Here is a 16,830-nt window from a genome sequence, read left to right as displayed (position 1 = left end):
ATATATTAAATGTAATATTTTTGGCAATAATTTAATTAGGAGTGATACTGTGGAAATTATACTTGCCTCTGCTTCACAAAGAAGGCAGGACTTATTTAAAGAATTAGTAGATAATTTTATTGTAGTGAAAAGTGATTTTGATGAAGAGACCATAAGCTTTGAAGGTAACCCTGGAGAATACGTTAAAAAAGTATCTAAAGGAAAGGCTTTAAAAGTTTATGATAATTTAAACAATCCACAGGGAAAGGTAATTATTTCGTGTGATACAGTGGTTTATCATGAAGGTAGGATCTTGGGGAAGCCAAGGGGGGCGGAGGAAGCCTTTCACATGCTTGAAAGTTTGAGTGGGAGAACACATGAGGTTTACTCCGGATTTACTATATATAATTGTGAGTCGAATATAATAAAAGAAGATTTCCAGTGCACAAGAGTAACTTTTATGAATTTATCTAAAAATGAAATAAATGAGTACATTAATTCAGGAGAACCTTTTGATAAAGCGGGTGCTTATGGGATTCAAACTGGTGCATCCAAGTTTATAGAGAAAGTTGAAGGGTGCTATTTTAATGTGGTTGGATTACCACTAAATAAATTATATTTAACATTAAAGGGTATGGGGGTAATTGTATAATAGAAAGGTGATAAACTTTGAAAAATATAACCTTAAAAGAATTACCTCAAAATGAAAGACCTAGAGAGAGGCTCCTAAGATATGGGCCTGAGGCACTAACGAATAGTGAGCTTATAGCTATAATTTTAAGAACTGGAAGCAAGGATGAAAATGTGCTGTCTTTAAGTGCTAGGATAATAAAAGAAAGAGGCGGACTAAATGGTCTTTTAACATCCACAAAAGAAGATTTTACTGATCTTAAGGGAATAGGTAGTGCAAAAGCATCGCAGCTTATAGCTATAGCAGAACTATCTAAACGTTTTAGAAGTTATAGGTCTGGTGAGAATTATAAGATATGTTCTCCTAGAGATGCTGCAGAATATGTAATGGAGGAGATGAGGTACTTAAAACAAGAAATATTAAAAGTAATTATGCTTAATACTAAAAATAAAGTTATATATGAAAAAAACGTATTTCTTGGTTCTGTTAATTCATCCATTGTTCACCCAAGGGAGATATACAAGGAGGCGATTATTAAAAATTCAACTTCTATTGTAATCTTTCATAACCATCCTTCTGGAGATCCTACACCTAGTAGAGAAGATCTTAATGTTACAAATAGGATACAAGATAGTGGACGGATTTTAGGCGTAGATTTACTTGATCATATAATTATTGGAAATGGAACTTATATAAGTTTAAAAGAAAAAGGAATATTGTAAAACGAAAGGAGAAAGTTAATGGGATTATTTGGGATTTCAAGAGATATGGGAATAGATTTAGGTACTGCTAATACTTTAATATATGTTAAGGGTAAGGGAATAGTTTTAAGAGAACCTTCCGTGGTTGCAATAAATTTAGATACTAATAAGGTTTTAGCTGTAGGGAATGAAGCAAAGGAAATGATAGGTAGAACACCAGGAAACATTGTTGCTATACGTCCTATGAAAGATGGTGTAATTGCAGACTTTGACGTTACAGAAAAAATGCTTAGCTATTTTATAAAAAAGCTGTGTACAAAATCAGCATTTGCAAGTCCAAGAATAGTAGTTTCTTATCCTTCAGGTGTTACGGCAGTTGAAAAGAGGGCTATTGAAAGTGCTACTAAAAATGCAGGAGCTAGGGAAGTTCACTTACTGGAAGAACCTAGAGCAGCGGCTATAGGAGCTGGACTGCCAGTTAATGAACCAACAGGAAGTATGGTTGTAGATATTGGTGGAGGAACTACGGAAGTTGCTATACTGTCTTTAGGTGGAATTGTTACAAGTCAATCCTTAAGAATTGCAGGGGATGAACTTGATAATTCAATAATAGCTTACATAAAGAAAAATTACAGTTTAGCTATAGGTGAGAGAACTGCAGAACAGATTAAAATTAATTTAGGGACAGTATTTAAAGAAGCTGATTCTGAGGAAGAGATAAAAAGTATGGTTGTAAAAGGAAGAGATTTAGTTACGGGTCTTCCTAAGGATATAGAGATTACAGAGGAAAATGTAAAAGAAGCCTTAAGAGAACCAATAGAATCCATATTAGAAGCAATAAAAGTTACGCTAGAAAAGACGCCGCCAGAATTAGCATCAGATATTATGGACAAGGGAATAACCTTAACAGGTGGTGGTGCATTATTAAAGGGATTGGATAAATTAATACACTATGAGACACTTATGCCTGTAAGTATAGCAGAATCACCGTTAGACTGTGTTGTCATAGGTGCCGGGAAAGCCTTAGATAATATAGGTATACTAGATAAGAAAAGAAGATAAAAATGAAGTTTCTTAAAAAGAATAGGCTAATTATAATAATACTTATATTGTGTGTGGGGTTTTTAGTTCTTATAGCATATACAGGTAAAAGGGATAATATAAATATGGTTGGTAATGGTGTGGGCGTTATTTTAAATCCGATCCAAAGAGGTTTATATAAAATAAATTCAAAGATAAAAGGCACAGTTAATTTTGTTTTTAATTTTGGAAGTGTAAAAAAAGAAAATGAAATGCTATTGGAAGAAAATAATAAATTAAAGGCTAAACTTATTGAATATGATAATTTAAAAAGTCAGAATGAAAGATTAAGAAAAATGTTAAATTATAAAGAGAAAAATGACTATGATTATATCGGATGCGATATAACGGGGGTAGTTGGAAATAGTTATTTAGAAGGGTATATAATTAATAAGGGTTCTGATAGTGGAATAAAAAAAAGAATGGTTGCGATAACCCACGAAGGACTAGTGGGACAAGTGACTTCAGTTGGAACTAATTGGGCTATCGTGCAAACAATAGGAAACGAAAACGTATCTATAGCTGCATTTAATCAACGTTCTAAAGATAATAATGGAATAGTAAAGGGATGGAAGGATCAAGGTAACAATCCAATGGCTAAGATAGAAATGTCTAATTTAGAAGCTGACATAAAAGAAGGGGATAATATAATAACATCAGGTTTAGGTGGAATTTATCCAAAGGGCATTTCCATTGGCAAGGTTACTAAGGTGGAAGAGGATAAAGGGCAATTTGTTAAATATGGCATAGTGAATCCTTCTGTAAAGCTGAATAAACTAGAGGAACTATTTATAGTTGTTTCCAGGGAACAAAGAGAAATAGAAGAAGTGAAATATTAAGGAGAAATCACTATGAAAAAATTTTTTACAATAGCATTATGTGTAGTGGTATGTTTAATGTTGGATAATACATTAATGCCTTTTATAGCGATTAAAGGATATTTTCCAAGTCTTCTTTTAGTATTTGCCATATCCTATTCTATATTAAATGATATGGAGCATTCTATAATAATAGGAGTTACTACAGGATTGCTTCAGGATATTTATTTTAATGGAACACTTGGGGTAAATGCACTTTCAAATTTAATTGTTTGTATAATAGCAACTCAAATAGGAAGGGCTATTTTTAAAGAAAAGTTTTTGATGCCAGTTATATTCAATTTTGGATTAAGCTTATTAAAAGGAATTATACTTATTGCTATAACATTTTTTATAAAACAAACTATTACACTTAAGTCTGCTTTTTACATAAGTTTGTATAATTTTGTAGTAGCTATATTTATGTACCAATTTTTATTTAAGCTTTCAGAAAAGTCTTTTATGAAAAATTATTGGAAATTTTAAGGGTGGTATAAATGAAAAAGAAAAAAAGAGCTTTTAATAGGTTTAATGGTTTTTTAATATGCTTGGCATTTATATATGTTACTCTGATTTCAAGGCTTTTTTATCTTCAAATAGTAAAGGGTGATTTTTATAATGAAAAAGCCAACTTTAATACACATAAAATGGTACTTAAGTCTGCGCCACGTGGAGAAATTAAAGATAGAAATGGCAACATATTAGCTACAAGTAGGCAAAGTTCTATGCTTATATTTACTGAAACAGAGGAAAGTAAGAAGAATTTTTATCCTACAATGAAGAAAGTAATTAAAATATTAAAGGAGAATGGGGCTGGGCTTGAAGATGATTTTCCTCTTAAAATAGATCCTTATAGATTTGAATTCAATACATCTAATCAAAGCGCTATAGAATGGAATGAAACCAGATTTAAAAAAGATAGGGGTATTGATGAAGAAATTCTAAGAAAACATTTTGGAGATAAAAAACTTGCTGATTTAAAAGAAGACCAAAAAAAGTTAATAGATAATGAGCTTAAAAAATACACCGCAGAAGAAGTTTTTGATATTTTAGTAAAAAAAAGATATGAAATATATGATCTTGTAAAAGAAGATTATTTTAATGAAAAGATGAATAGTTTTTCTAGCAAATCTGATGTAAATAGAGAAAAAATTAATAAGGAATTAGAGAAGGAATGGAAAGGCTTATCACGAGAAGTTAAGACTCAGTATCTAAAGCAAAAGAGTGACTTGAAGACTATTAGAGATTTTGTTCTTATAAAGGACAAAATAAAAATGCAAAGTTTTTCGGGATATAAGCCAGTTATAATTGCTAATGACTTAAAAGAGGAAACTGCTTATATTTTTGAACAGTTACAATCAGAATTGCCAGGGGTATCCATATTAAAGCAACCAATTAGGGAATATCCTAATAAAGATCTTGCATCTTCTATTCTGGGATACATAAGAAAGATAAATTCGGATGAAGAAAATAAATATGCAGAAAAGGGCTATGATGCAAGTTCTGATTATATTGGAGCAGCTGGTATAGAGGAAAAGTATGAAGAACTTTTAAGAGGAACTAAAGGTGAAGAAAGTATAGAGACAAATAAGTATGGAAGAAAGGTAAAAAGTTTAGGAGAACAGACTCCTTATCCCGGAAATAATATACACTTATCCATAGATAAAGATGTTCAGAAAATAGCTGAAAAAGCCCTTGACGATCAACTAAAAAGATTACAACAGCTTAAAGATAGGAAACCTAGTGGAGAAAAGGACGATGTTGATAAGGGGAATGCAACTAGAGGCGCTGCTGCAGTTATAAATGTTAAAAATGGGGAACTCATAGCCCTTGTAAGCAGGCCTGGATATGATCCAAATTTATTTACAACTCCAGGAAAACTTTCTCCAGAGGAATACAAAAAATTCTTTAGTCCTGATTTAGAAAGTTTTGGTAGAAATTACATAAAAGAGAGAGGGTTACTTAGTCTAAGTACAATTAATGGAAAAAATATCTCTTCCATGAATCCAAAACAAAAAGAAGATTTTATATTAGATGAAATGTTCCCATTAGCTAAAGGAATAGAAGGAAACAAAACCATAAGAGAGGATATATATGATATATATCCAAAACCATTTTATAATTATGGTACAAAATCATTAATACCACCTGGTTCTATTTTTAAACCAGTTACGGCTGTTGCAGGACTTGAGGAAAATGTTATTACAGAAGGTACAAGGATATATGATGCTGGTCCATATAATAAAAGATATAGGCAGTATAAAGGTGCCAGTTGGAAATATAACTTGTATAAAGGAAGTCATGGAAATCAAAACTTGATTGAAGCCTTAAGAGATTCTAATAACTATTATATGTATGAAATTGGGGATAGACTTTTTAGTAAAGGCGGCGTAGAAACAAAACAAGGTTTAAACATGATTGCAAAATATGCTTGGCAATTTGGATTAGGGGCTGATCCAGATAAAAATCCTGTATATTCAACTGGAATTGAATTAGATGAGAACTTTGGACAGGTATATAATTTTGAAAGTGGTAGAAAGACCTTATCTGTTTTGTATATGTATAATTTATATGATTTTCTAAATAAGGGAACGGCTTCTATTTGGGGTATAAATTATAAGGGAATAAATATTGTTCCAAATTCTAAGGACGATTCTAATGTTAATGAGATAAAAAAGAAACTTAGTGATAAGATAAAGTTACAAATGATTAATAATAATAAAAATATGAAGAATGCGCAAGTAGAGATAAAAAAACTTTTAAAAGATTTAATTAAGTTTTCAAAGGATTTAAATTCAAAGAGATATACGGAGAAAGATATAGATGGTATGGTAAATGCTATTCAATCTTCTATAAATGATGCTGCTGGAGAAATAAAAAGTGGTACTAATCTTTACAATGCATCTATAGGACAAGGATTAAATCAATTTACCCCAGTACAACTTGCCAATTATGTAGCAACACTTGTGAATGGTGGTAATAGATATAAGGTTCACCTAGTGAACAAAATAACTGATCCTGATGGTAAGGTTATAAAAGATTATTCTAATAAGCCGGAAATAGTAGAAAAGACTAATATAAGTCCTGCTACTGTTGCTTCTGTAAAAAAGGGAATGCAAGAAGTTACTTCAGAAGGTGGTACAGCTGCTAATGTATTTAAAAACTTCCCAATTAATAATGGTGGTAAGACTGGTTCCTCTACTTTTAGTAATACTCAAAATGAAGTAGGAAGAACTTCTTATGGTAACTATGTAGGTTTTGCACCTTTTGATGAGCCAGAAATAGCAGTAGCAGTAGTCCTCTTTGACGGAGGACATGGAGCATACGCAGCGGAAGTAGCAAAAGCTGTATATGAGGGATATTTTAAGAATGAGATATTAAAGCAAAAGCCAAACTATAAATTTGAGTATCCTGATATTTTAGGATTAAAGAAAGATGAGCCTAAGAGAGAGAATAAAGAAAATAAAAACAACACAAAAAAGGAAGAAAAGTTAAAAAGATAATAAAAAATAGTCAAAACTAAGGATAGAAATAGCACTGTACAGTGTACAGTGCTATTTTATTTATTTTATTAGCTATATAAGAAGGATTTTAATTTTTTTTGTTGAAATATATTTATGTGGTTGTTTTGGAGGGCTTTTATGAAAAATAATGGAATTGTATTAAAAGGCAATCGTGAAGGTTTAAATATTATTATAAATATGAATGCTTTTAATGACTTTAGTGAAATGTCAGATATGCTTATTGAAAAGCTTTCGAAATCAAAGAGATTTTATAAAGGAAGCACTTTGAAAATTACTACAGAACTGAAATACATAAATGAAAAAGATTTGAGAAAGCTAAAAGACATATTGTTTGATGAGTTCTTAGTAAAGGATTGTGTTTTTGAAGATACTGAAGAAGAAGAAAATAAGGTTTTTAATGGAGTTATAGAAGGAAGAACAAAATTTATCACAGGAGCTATTAGAAGTGGTCAGATTATAAATTATCCTGGAAATATAGTCATTATAGGTGATGTGAACCCAGGCGCTGAAATATATGCAGAAGGCAATATTGTTGTATTAGGATCATTAAGAGGGCAGGCACATGCAGGAACAAGTGGCAATTTAAAAGCTTTTATTGCAGCTTTAAAGTTACAACCACAAATAATTCAGATTGCAAATATAGTGACGAGGGCACCGGAAGATGGTGTAAAACCTTCTTATCCAGAAATAGCTAAAATAAGACAAAAATATATAATTGTAGAACCTTATTTACCTAACAAATATTTTTAGAGTTGGAGGGAAGTTTAATGGGTGAAGTAATAGTTATTACATCCGGAAAAGGTGGAGTAGGAAAAACTACAACTACTGCTAATATAGGTACTGCATTAGCGTCTCTAGGGAAAAAAGTAGTAGTTATAGATGGAGATACTGGACTTAGAAACTTAGACGTTTTAATGGGTCTTGAAAATAGAATAGTATTTACCATTTTAGATGTGATTGAAGAAAGATGTGCTTTAAGAAAAGCTTTAATAAAGGACAAGAGGTTCGAAGGTTTATATCTTCTTCCTACAGCGCAATGCAGAGATAAAGATGATATAAAAGCAGATGATATGCTTAAAATAACTAATGAACTTAAACAAGATTTTGATTATGTAATTATGGACTGTCCTGCAGGTATTGAACAAGGGTTTGAAAATGCCGTAGCAGGTGCTAACAGAGCTATTGTAGTAGTAAACCCTGAAATAACATCTGTTAGGGATGCAGATAGGGTTATTGGGAAATTAGATTCTAAAGGTATTTCTAATAATTCTATTATAGTAAATAGATTAAATTACGAGATGACTAAAAATGGTGATATGTTAGGTGTAGATGATATAATTGAATGCCTTGCTATTAAACTTATAGGCGTAGTTCCAGAAGATAAATCTGTTGCCATTTCTACTAATAAGGGAGAACCTATTGTTTTAGATTCTAGTGCTAATGCTGGAATTGCATTTAACAATATAGCTAGAAGAATAATCGGGGAAGATGTTCCTTTCCAAGAATTTGGGCAAGAACCTCATTCAGGTTTTTGGGCAGCTATAAAAAAATTGTTTAAAGGAAAATAGGAGGTAATAAATGGATTTGCTGAAATTTTTTACAGGGAAGACTTCTACTAAGGATTCAGCTTCTAATAGATTAAAACTTATATTAATTCATGATAGGGCTAACGTTTCACCAGAACTTTTAGAAAGAATTAAAGTAGACTTATTAGAGGTTATTACTAAATATGTGGAAATAGATACTCAAGAGTTGGATGTAAAAGTCACAAGAACGGAAGAAATAGAAGGAAGTTCACCAGCCTTAATTGCTAGTATACCGATAAAGAGTATTAAAGAATAATAGTTAGACTGTGAATTCATTAATTTTAAATGAACTTCACAGTCTTTTTTATATAAGATAAAAATTTATGTTATAATCTATTTGTAAAAAAAATTGGAGGGGAAATTAATATGTTTGAGAGGCTAAAGATGAACTCGAGACTTTGGAAAGAACTAGATTATACTATGCTTATAACTAGTATTTTAATAGTTCTATATGGAGTTATAAGTATATATAGTATAGTAGGAACATTAAATGCAAAAAAACAGCTAATATGGCTTATATTATCATTAATAATTACATATATAATTTTACACTTTGATTATAGGGTTTTAAATAACTATATACCTATTTTTTATTGGGGATCTATAATTTTATTAATACTAAATAACTATGTTTTAGGGTCTGTAGTAAATGGAGCAAGGGGATGGATTAAGTTAGGGCCTATTAATATACAATCAGCAGAAGTTGCAAAACTAGCTTTAACTCTAATGTTAGCTAAAAAATTAGATGAGATGGATGGAGAGATAAATGATATAAAAAACTTTTTTATATTGACCGGATATGCTCTCATTCCAATGATTCTAATAGTGGTTCAGCCAGATATGGGGATGACCATGGTATGCTTTTTTATAGTACTTGGTATATTTTATGCAGCAGGGCTTAATTCAAAAGTTATATTAGGAGGACTTATAAGCTTAGTTTTATTGATTACCATGGTATGGAATTCTTCTCTAATGCCTAACTACTGGAAGGGTAGACTTTCTTCTTTTATTAACCCAGAAAAATATGAAAGCACATATGGTCACCAAATTATACAATCTCAAACAGCTATAGGGTCGGGTCAGGTATTAGGGACCGGATTTTTAAAGGGTAAACAACTAAAGTTTGTACCGGAAGCACATACAGATTCAATAAGTGCTGTTATTGGGGAACAATGGGGTTTTATTGGAATGTTAGTTTTATTAGGTCTATATGGAGTATTATTTTATAGAATAATAAAAATTTCAATTACATCTAAAGATATTTTTGGATCAATGATATGCGTTGGCATAGTTTCCTATTTCATGTTTGCAATAATAGAAAATTTAGGTATGAATATAGGCATAATGCCAGTTACTGGTATAACTTTACCATTGGTAAGTTATGGTGGTAGTTCTTTACTAACCAATTATATATCTTTAGCATTAGTTTTAAATGTAGGTATGAGAAAAAAGAAAATAAACTTTTAATAAAATATTTTTAGCATTATATATTATTATAAAGCCATGGTTAAATAATTTTTACGATTTAGCTATGACTTTTTTTATTTAAAGATATATGAGTTTACTATCTATCATATATGAAAAGCAAGTTAAATATAATAGATAGAGAAATATTTTGGGGGGATAATCTTGGGGAGTTATAATTCTTGTTATGAAAGATATTATAAAAATATAAAAAAAGGTAAATGTATATCTAAAAAAAATTTTATTAATAATGATATTAGTATAAATAATAAAAGATATTATGATTATGAGTTATATAGAAATAAGAAAGTTAGAAGATTTAGCAAGGCGTATATGCAAAAAATCCTAATAAGACATCTTTTTGGTACGTTCTGCCTTTTGATCATAAGTATATCATTTAAATTAAATGTGACACCTAATAGTGAAAAGATATATAAAACTATTAAGAAGGAAATACAGAAGGAGTATGGAGTGAATGATTTTTTAAATGGTGTAAGAAGTTTAGATTATGAATTAGTAGGAGATTGTATTAATAGAGAGATAGATAAGATAAAAGAACTTGATATAAAAGAAAGACTAGATTTTTTTAGTATAGAACCTTAAATATGAAATTAACAATATATAGTGGAGGTAGATTTGATAAAATTTACAAAAGCTTTTTTTATATATTTTTGCATACTTTCAATAATTGGATTTAAACGAGAGATACTATTTTCTCTCATTTTTGTTTTGATTCACGAATTTACCCACTATGTAGTTGCTAGGATGCTTAATTTTTCTGCATATGATATAAAAATATTACCTTTTGGGGCTGTACTTAATCTTAAAGATATAGATGACGCTGAACCATTAGAAGATTTAATAATTTCTATATCAGGACCTTTAATTAATATAATTCTATCTATAATATTTTATATATTATATTTTAAATTTAAAGTAGAAATATATTATAGTTTTTATATAAGCAATCTAGTTTTGGGTATATTCAATTTAATACCGGCATTTCCTCTAGATGGAGCTAGAGTGCTTAGAAGTATATTAAGTATGAAGACTATATACAAAATAGCAAATACTATAACTTTAAATATAAGTATTTTTTTGGGGAGTCTAATGTGTATTTTATACTTTATATGTTTCTTTAAAGGGGTAAATAGCATAAATCTAGGGTTAATTTCTCTACTTATAATAAGGACTTCTATAAAGGAAAAGGAAAGGGTGGCATATATAATTATGGGGGATATTATAAAAAAAAGAGTGAAGTTTTTCAAAAATGGATATTTACAAAACAGGAGTATTTCTATATTTTACAAGAAAGATTTGATTAAAGCCCTAGGTCTTATAGATAAAAATAAATATAATATGTTTTTAGTTTTAGATGAAGAATTAAGGTTAATTGGTACTATTTATGAGGATGAAGTAGTAGAGGCTTTGAAAATTTATGGTAATATAACTTTAGAGGATTATATCAATATGGAGAATTAATTGTTTAAACTAAATAACAGTTTTTTAAAATTATATAATGTGATAGAATTATAAGATGTAAAAGAACATAAGGAGGAATCTTGATGAACAAAATTTCTGACCACATTTTATATAAGGTAGAGAAACCTGCTAGATATACTGGTGGAGAGTTTAATTCCGTAGTTAAAGATAAAGAAAATATAGATATTAGATTTGCTTTTTGTTTTCCAGATGTTTATGAAGTTGGTATGTCACACTTGGGTAGTAAAATACTTTATTATACATTAAATCAAAGAGAAGACACTTATTGTGAAAGATGTTATGCTCCTTGGCCGGATATGGAGTTAGAACTTAGAAAAAATAATATACCATTATTTACTTTAGAAACAAAAGATTCTTTAAAGCAATTTGATATCATGGCTTTTACCCTTCAATATGAAATGAGCTATACTAATGTATTAAATATGTTAAATATGGCAGATATTCCTCTAAAATCTGAAGAGAGAGATGAAAACGATCCTATAATATTTTTTGGAGGACCTTGTGCATATAACCCTGAGCCTCTCTATGCTATAGCAGATTTTTTTGCTTTAGGAGAAGGGGAAGAGGAATTAAATGATGTTTTAGATATTTTTAAAGTTTATAAAAAAGAGAAAAAAAGTAAAAAGTGGTTTTTAAGAGAACTTTCAAAAATTCAAGGTATTTATGTTCCAAGTCTTTATGAGGTTACTTATAAGGAAGATGGAACTATAAAAGAATTTAAGCCTAAAAGTGATGAGGTTCCACAGGTTGTTAAGAAGAGAATTATTACAAATTTTTCTGAAGTAGAATTTCCAGATAAACTTATTGTACCTTATACAGAAATTGTTCATGATAGAATAACTATTGAAACCTTCAGAGGATGTACTAGAGGATGTAGATTTTGTCAAGCAGGAATGATATATAGGCCTGTTAGGGAAAAGTCTAAGGAGAAACTCCTAGAACAAGCTGAAATTCTTATTAAGAATACAGGATATGATGAAGTTTCTTTAATTTCATTAAGTATATGTGATTATTCTAATATAGAAAATTTAATAAAAGAGTTAGTAGAAAAGTATGGTGAAAAAAAGGTGGGAGTATCGCTTCCATCCATAAGAATAGATTCATCATTTGTAGATATATTAAATGAAATACAAAAGGTAAGGAAAACAGGACTTACTTTAGCACCTGAAGCAGGGACTCAGAGGATGAGAGACATAATAAATAAAGGAGTTACAGAGGAGGATTTAATAAATTCAGTCAGTGTAGCATTTAGATCTGGATGGGCTACAGTGAAACTGTACTTTATGATAGGATTACCTTATGAGACTATGGATGATGTTGTTGGTATTGCAAAACTTGGAGAAAAAGTTGTCGAACAATATTTCAATGTTCCTAAAGGAGAAAGAAAAAAAGGTTTAAGAGTGACCTTAAGTACTTCGATTTTTGTTCCAAAGCCTTTTACACCATTTCAATGGGCAGCTCAAGATAAGATGGAAGATGTAAAAGAGAAAATTACTTCTTTAAAAAGCAATATCAAAAGTCGTGCGATCTCTTACAATTGGCATGACTCTCCGGTAAGTTTTATGGAGGCTGTAGTTGCAAGAGGAGATAGAAGAATTTGCGATGTTATTATAAAGGCTTATGAAAAAGGTGCCAAATTTGATGGGTGGAATGAATATTTTGATTTTAGTATTTGGGAAGAATCCTTTAAAGAATGCGGGGTAGACCCAGAGTTCTATGCATATAGAGAACGTTCATATGATGAGATTTTACCCTGGGACTTTATAGATGTAGGGGTAACTAAAGATTTTTTAATTAGGGAGAATGAAAATGCTAAAAATGTAAACGTTACACCGGATTGTAGGGAAATATGTTCAAATTGCGGTATAAACAAAAACTTTAAAGAAGGGAAGTGCTTTGAAGGTGCGTTACTTGATAAAATTCACAAAAAATAGCGAAATAAAGTTTATATCCCATTTAGATTTAATGAGAACTATACAAAGAACTATAAGAAGAGCTGGAATAGATGTACAGTTTTCTAAGGGATTTAACCCTCGCATGAACCTATCATTAGCACAACCTTTGGCAGTTGGAGTATATTCTCATGGCGATTATTTAGATCTTAATCTTTTAAGTGAAGAAAATGAACAAATTATAATAGAAAAGTTAAATAAAAATGCACCAATTGGAGTAAAATTTTTAGAGGCTATAAACTTAGGGGATAGAAAGGTACCGCAATCTATGGCCACTGTAGAAGCTGCGGTGTATGTTGTAAGGTTTCAACTATTACATAAAAATATAATTGAAGAAGAGTTTAGGCAATTACTTGAAATGGAAAAGTGGGAAGTCATTAAAAAGGGAAAAAGTGGAGAAAGACTTGTAGATCTAAAGCCTATGCTAAAGGATATTAAATTCTATGAAGAAGAAAAAGAATTAATGTTAAAGATTTTGGTAAGTTGTGGTTCGAGAGAGAATTTATCTCCACAAATTTTAGGAAAATTTATAACCGAACATTGTAAATCTATAGATAAGGGTAAATTTATAGATATTAGAAGAGAAGAAACTTTTGCTATGAAAGAAAATAAATACATACCTCTTTCACAATTTTATAAAGAAGAAAAGTAAGTGATAATATGAAAAAGATATTTATAGAAAAAAATTTACAATACCTAAGAGTTTCTATGGTAGACCAAGGTGGAGAACTATCTCTTTTTATGATAGAAAAAGATGATGGCAATCCTAAAGTGGGTGAGATTTATCTTGGTGTTATAGAAAGTATGGTTCCGGGAATAGAATCTTATTTTGTTAATATAGGCAAAGATAGAAATTGTATACTTCCATTTAAAAAGTCTCATAAAAATCTAAAAATAGGTGACTATATTATAGTAGAAATACTTAAGGAAGAATTAAATGAAAAATGCGCAAAGGTTACATCTAAGTATTCATTAGGTGGAGATGCTATAGTTTTGACATTAGGTACGGGAAAAATTTTTTATTCAAGTAAGATAAGAGATATAAATTTTAAGAAGAAAACAAAGTCCCTTATAAAACCTCAAAATATGGATATAGTGTATAGAAGTAAGGCAGAAATATTAAGAGAAAATGAACTTTTAAAAGAGTATGGAGCTTTAAAAGAAAAATTAATTAGTATAGCAAAAAAAGGTGAATATTCAAATAGGAAGTGTTTACTATATAAAAGTCACGGTATTCTAAAGGAACTATTATCTATATTAAATTTTGAAGAGAAAAATGAGATTATATTAAATGATAAAGAAATTCAAAGCTTTTTTCAGGAATATAAATTAGATTTAAAGGATGAGTATAAACAAAATTTAAGTTTGAGTTATATTGAGGATGAGTGTCTTTTTAATAAGTTTTCAATAGAAGATAAGATTTTAGAATTAATTGATAATAAAGTTCTAACTAAAAGTGAAGGAAACATAGTAATTGATAGAACAGAAGCTATGACTTTGATAGATGTAAATTCTGGAAGAGAAGGCTTTAATGGTGCTATAGTAGGCAAAAACAATATAAACTATGAAAGTGCTGAAATAATACCAAAAGAAATAATAAAGCGAAATATAAGTGGCATTATAATAGTAGATTTTGTGAATACTAAGAGTGAGAAAGAAAAAGAAAAAATTATAAAAATACTTAAGCATGGATTCAAAAATGATAGAAATAAGGTTAATATATATGATTTTACTGAACTTGGACTAGTTCAGATAGTAAGAGAGAGAAGGGGTAAATCGGCTTATGAATATCTAATAAGTGATTATAGTGGTAAGCTTATTAGATATGAAAAGCTAGACTTTAATTATTTGTTATTTTATATAAGAAATAAATTAAAAAGTCTTTATATAATATCTGAAGAAGATTATATTTATATAGAAGTACCATCATATTATGAATTAGAATTTACAAATTTAAAGGATTACATAAGTAGTTATCTAAATTGTAAAAAAGCAAATATTTATATAGATTTTAAAGAAGAATTTCATGATATAAATATTAAAAGAATCTATTTAAATGAAGAAAAAAAATCTATGAGTGGGATGAAATTTTAGTAATAAATTATCTTTACAAAAAAATATATATATGATAAAATGGCTTTTGTAGGCCGCACACAATGGTTTTTTTAAACGTTAATATTAACGTACCTAAGTGGCGAGATTGGATAGAGGAGGTGCTTTCGATGTACGCAATAATTGCAACTGGTGGTAAGCAATACAGAGTTCAAGAAGGAGACGTTTTATACGTTGAAAAATTGAATGCTGAAGTTGAAGCTACTGTTGAATTAAATGAAGTTTTAGCAGTAGGTAAAGAAGAAGGTTTAGTTGTAGGTAAGCCTGTAGTTGAAGGAGCTAAAGTTGTTGCTAAAGTGTTAGAGCAAGGAAAAGCTAAAAAGGTTATAGTATTCAGATACAAACCTAAAAAAGACTACAGAAAGAAAAAAGGCCACAGACAACAATATACTAAACTTCAAATTGAGAAAATTGAAGCTTAATAATGATTACTGCAAACTTTAAAAGAAAGCATAATAAGATTTTTTCATTTAAAATTTCAGGCCATGCAGGATATAAGGATCCAGGTTATGATATTGTTTGTAGTGCTGTATCTGCTATATCCTTAAGTATAGCAAATGGAATTACAGATATATTGTACATAGAGCCTTTAATTAATACAGGTGATGGTCTTTTGAGCTTAGATTTAAGCCATGTATCTTGTGACCAAATTGAAAAGTGTCAAATTCTATTGGAGACAATGCTTTTAGGAATAAAGACTGTGGAAAATGAATACGGAAAGTATATTAAGGTAGTTGAAGAGGAGGTGTAACGTCATGTTATTAATGAACCTTCAGTTATTTGCTCATAAAAAAGGGGTAGGTAGCTCTAAGAACGGAAGAGACAGTGAATCTAAAAGATTAGGTGCTAAACGTGCTGATGGTCAATTTGTTCTTGCAGGTAACATTCTTGTAAGACAAAGAGGAACAAAGATTCATCCAGGTCTGAATGTTGGAAAAGGTGGCGACGATACTTTATATGCTAAAGTAGACGGCGTTTTAAAATTCGAAAGAGTTGGTAAAAACAAGAAAAAAGCAAGCGTTTACCCAGTTGAAGTTGAATTAGAAATAGCTGAGTAATATATGTTAATAAAGCACCCAATTATAGGGTGCTTTTTTAAAATTAAATTATAGGAGTGTTTATAGGTGAATTAGATTTTTAAATGGATATATTTTGGATTTAAGGCACTCGTGAGATGGCTATTTTCAATTTGCGTTGGAACTTTTTTTAGAAAATAAAAATGCTTCACACAAAAATACACCTTGATATGGGAATAGAGCAGTTTTATAATGTTCATTTTAAATACAACTTTTAAAATAAGTATATAGTTTTAAAAAACATAATTATGGATATATTAAAAGAAGATAGCACAAATTTTTATATTTATACATTAAGATAGGAAAGGTAATTTATTTGTGTATCTAGTTTTAGGGACTATGAAACTCACATAACCTTTTCTTGA

At 29.8% G+C, this 16,830-nt stretch carries 18 protein-coding genes; all 18 read left to right on the top strand.

What is annotated here, in order from left to right; translation table 11 throughout:
- Positions 1-49 precede the first annotated feature (49 nt).
- The 18 genes from FGL08_RS08175 to rpmA all read left to right on the top strand — a co-directional run bounded on the left by FGL08_RS08175 (position 50) and on the right by rpmA (position 16,447).
- Entirely contained in the window at positions 50-631 is a 582-nt protein-coding gene (locus FGL08_RS08175; RefSeq protein WP_138210321.1) for a Maf-like protein, read from the top strand.
- 17 nt (positions 632-648) lie between these two features.
- Complete coding sequence (gene radC / locus FGL08_RS08170; RefSeq protein ID WP_138210320.1) at positions 649-1,332, top strand: RadC family protein; 684 nt, start codon at positions 649-651, stop codon at positions 1,330-1,332.
- A gap of 18 nt (positions 1,333-1,350) precedes the next feature.
- Positions 1,351-2,373: a rod shape-determining protein gene (locus tag FGL08_RS08165; protein WP_138210319.1), complete on the top strand. Its 1,023-nt coding sequence runs from the start codon at positions 1,351-1,353 to the stop codon at positions 2,371-2,373.
- A 2-nt stretch (positions 2,374-2,375) separates the two neighbouring features.
- The gene (mreC, locus tag FGL08_RS08160) at positions 2,376-3,230 is read left to right on the top strand and encodes a rod shape-determining protein MreC (RefSeq protein WP_138210318.1); all 855 of its coding nucleotides are present in this window, start codon (positions 2,376-2,378) and stop codon (positions 3,228-3,230) included.
- A gap of 12 nt (positions 3,231-3,242) precedes the next feature.
- The gene (mreD, locus tag FGL08_RS08155) at positions 3,243-3,734 is read left to right on the top strand and encodes a rod shape-determining protein MreD (protein WP_138210317.1); all 492 of its coding nucleotides are present in this window, start codon (positions 3,243-3,245) and stop codon (positions 3,732-3,734) included.
- Positions 3,735-3,745: 11 nt separating this feature from the next.
- Positions 3,746-6,751, top strand: coding sequence for a penicillin-binding transpeptidase domain-containing protein (locus FGL08_RS08150; protein WP_138210316.1), 3,006 nt, complete (start codon positions 3,746-3,748; stop codon positions 6,749-6,751).
- A 138-nt stretch (positions 6,752-6,889) separates the two neighbouring features.
- A complete protein-coding gene (minC, locus tag FGL08_RS08145) occupies positions 6,890-7,522 on the top strand; it encodes a septum site-determining protein MinC (protein ID WP_138210315.1) in 633 nt (210 codons plus the stop codon).
- 17 nt (positions 7,523-7,539) lie between these two features.
- On the top strand, positions 7,540-8,340 hold the full coding sequence (gene minD / locus FGL08_RS08140) for a septum site-determining protein MinD (protein ID WP_138210314.1): 801 nt from the start codon (positions 7,540-7,542) through the stop codon (positions 8,338-8,340).
- Positions 8,341-8,350: 10 nt separating this feature from the next.
- The gene (gene minE, locus FGL08_RS08135) at positions 8,351-8,614 is read left to right on the top strand and encodes a cell division topological specificity factor MinE (RefSeq protein WP_138210313.1); all 264 of its coding nucleotides are present in this window, start codon (positions 8,351-8,353) and stop codon (positions 8,612-8,614) included.
- Between the two features lie 110 nt (positions 8,615-8,724).
- The gene (gene rodA / locus FGL08_RS08130) at positions 8,725-9,825 is read left to right on the top strand and encodes a rod shape-determining protein RodA (RefSeq protein ID WP_138210312.1); all 1,101 of its coding nucleotides are present in this window, start codon (positions 8,725-8,727) and stop codon (positions 9,823-9,825) included.
- A 162-nt stretch (positions 9,826-9,987) separates the two neighbouring features.
- Positions 9,988-10,425 carry a hypothetical protein gene (locus tag FGL08_RS08125; protein WP_138210311.1) on the top strand — a complete coding sequence of 146 codons (438 nt, stop codon included), beginning with the start codon at positions 9,988-9,990 and terminating at the stop codon, positions 10,423-10,425.
- 33 nt (positions 10,426-10,458) lie between these two features.
- The gene (locus FGL08_RS08120; RefSeq protein ID WP_138210310.1) at positions 10,459-11,304 is read left to right on the top strand and encodes a M50 family metallopeptidase; all 846 of its coding nucleotides are present in this window, start codon (positions 10,459-10,461) and stop codon (positions 11,302-11,304) included.
- 83 nt (positions 11,305-11,387) lie between these two features.
- On the top strand, positions 11,388-13,259 hold the full coding sequence (locus FGL08_RS08115; protein ID WP_138210309.1) for a TIGR03960 family B12-binding radical SAM protein: 1,872 nt from the start codon (positions 11,388-11,390) through the stop codon (positions 13,257-13,259).
- Positions 13,228-13,929, top strand: a complete 702-nt coding sequence (locus tag FGL08_RS08110) for a TIGR03936 family radical SAM-associated protein (protein ID WP_243118011.1) — start codon at positions 13,228-13,230, stop codon at positions 13,927-13,929. Before FGL08_RS08115 ends, FGL08_RS08110 begins: the two co-directional genes overlap by 32 nt.
- An 8-nt stretch (positions 13,930-13,937) precedes the next feature.
- Positions 13,938-15,371: a ribonuclease E/G gene (locus tag FGL08_RS08105; RefSeq protein ID WP_138210307.1), complete on the top strand. Its 1,434-nt coding sequence runs from the start codon at positions 13,938-13,940 to the stop codon at positions 15,369-15,371.
- A gap of 128 nt (positions 15,372-15,499) precedes the next feature.
- On the top strand, positions 15,500-15,811 hold the full coding sequence (gene rplU, locus FGL08_RS08100) for a 50S ribosomal protein L21 (RefSeq protein WP_138210306.1): 312 nt from the start codon (positions 15,500-15,502) through the stop codon (positions 15,809-15,811).
- Positions 15,812-15,813: 2 nt separating this feature from the next.
- The gene (locus tag FGL08_RS08095) at positions 15,814-16,140 is read left to right on the top strand and encodes a ribosomal-processing cysteine protease Prp (protein ID WP_138210305.1); all 327 of its coding nucleotides are present in this window, start codon (positions 15,814-15,816) and stop codon (positions 16,138-16,140) included.
- Positions 16,141-16,144: 4 nt separating this feature from the next.
- Entirely contained in the window at positions 16,145-16,447 is a 303-nt protein-coding gene (rpmA, locus tag FGL08_RS08090; RefSeq protein ID WP_138210304.1) for a 50S ribosomal protein L27, read from the top strand.
- Positions 16,448-16,830: the final 383 nt, after the last annotated feature.

The organism is Hathewaya histolytica, assembly GCF_901482605.1.
GTDB lineage: Bacteria > Bacillota > Clostridia > Clostridiales > Clostridiaceae > Hathewaya > Hathewaya histolytica.
This window is presented reverse-complemented; position numbering and strand designations above follow the sequence as displayed.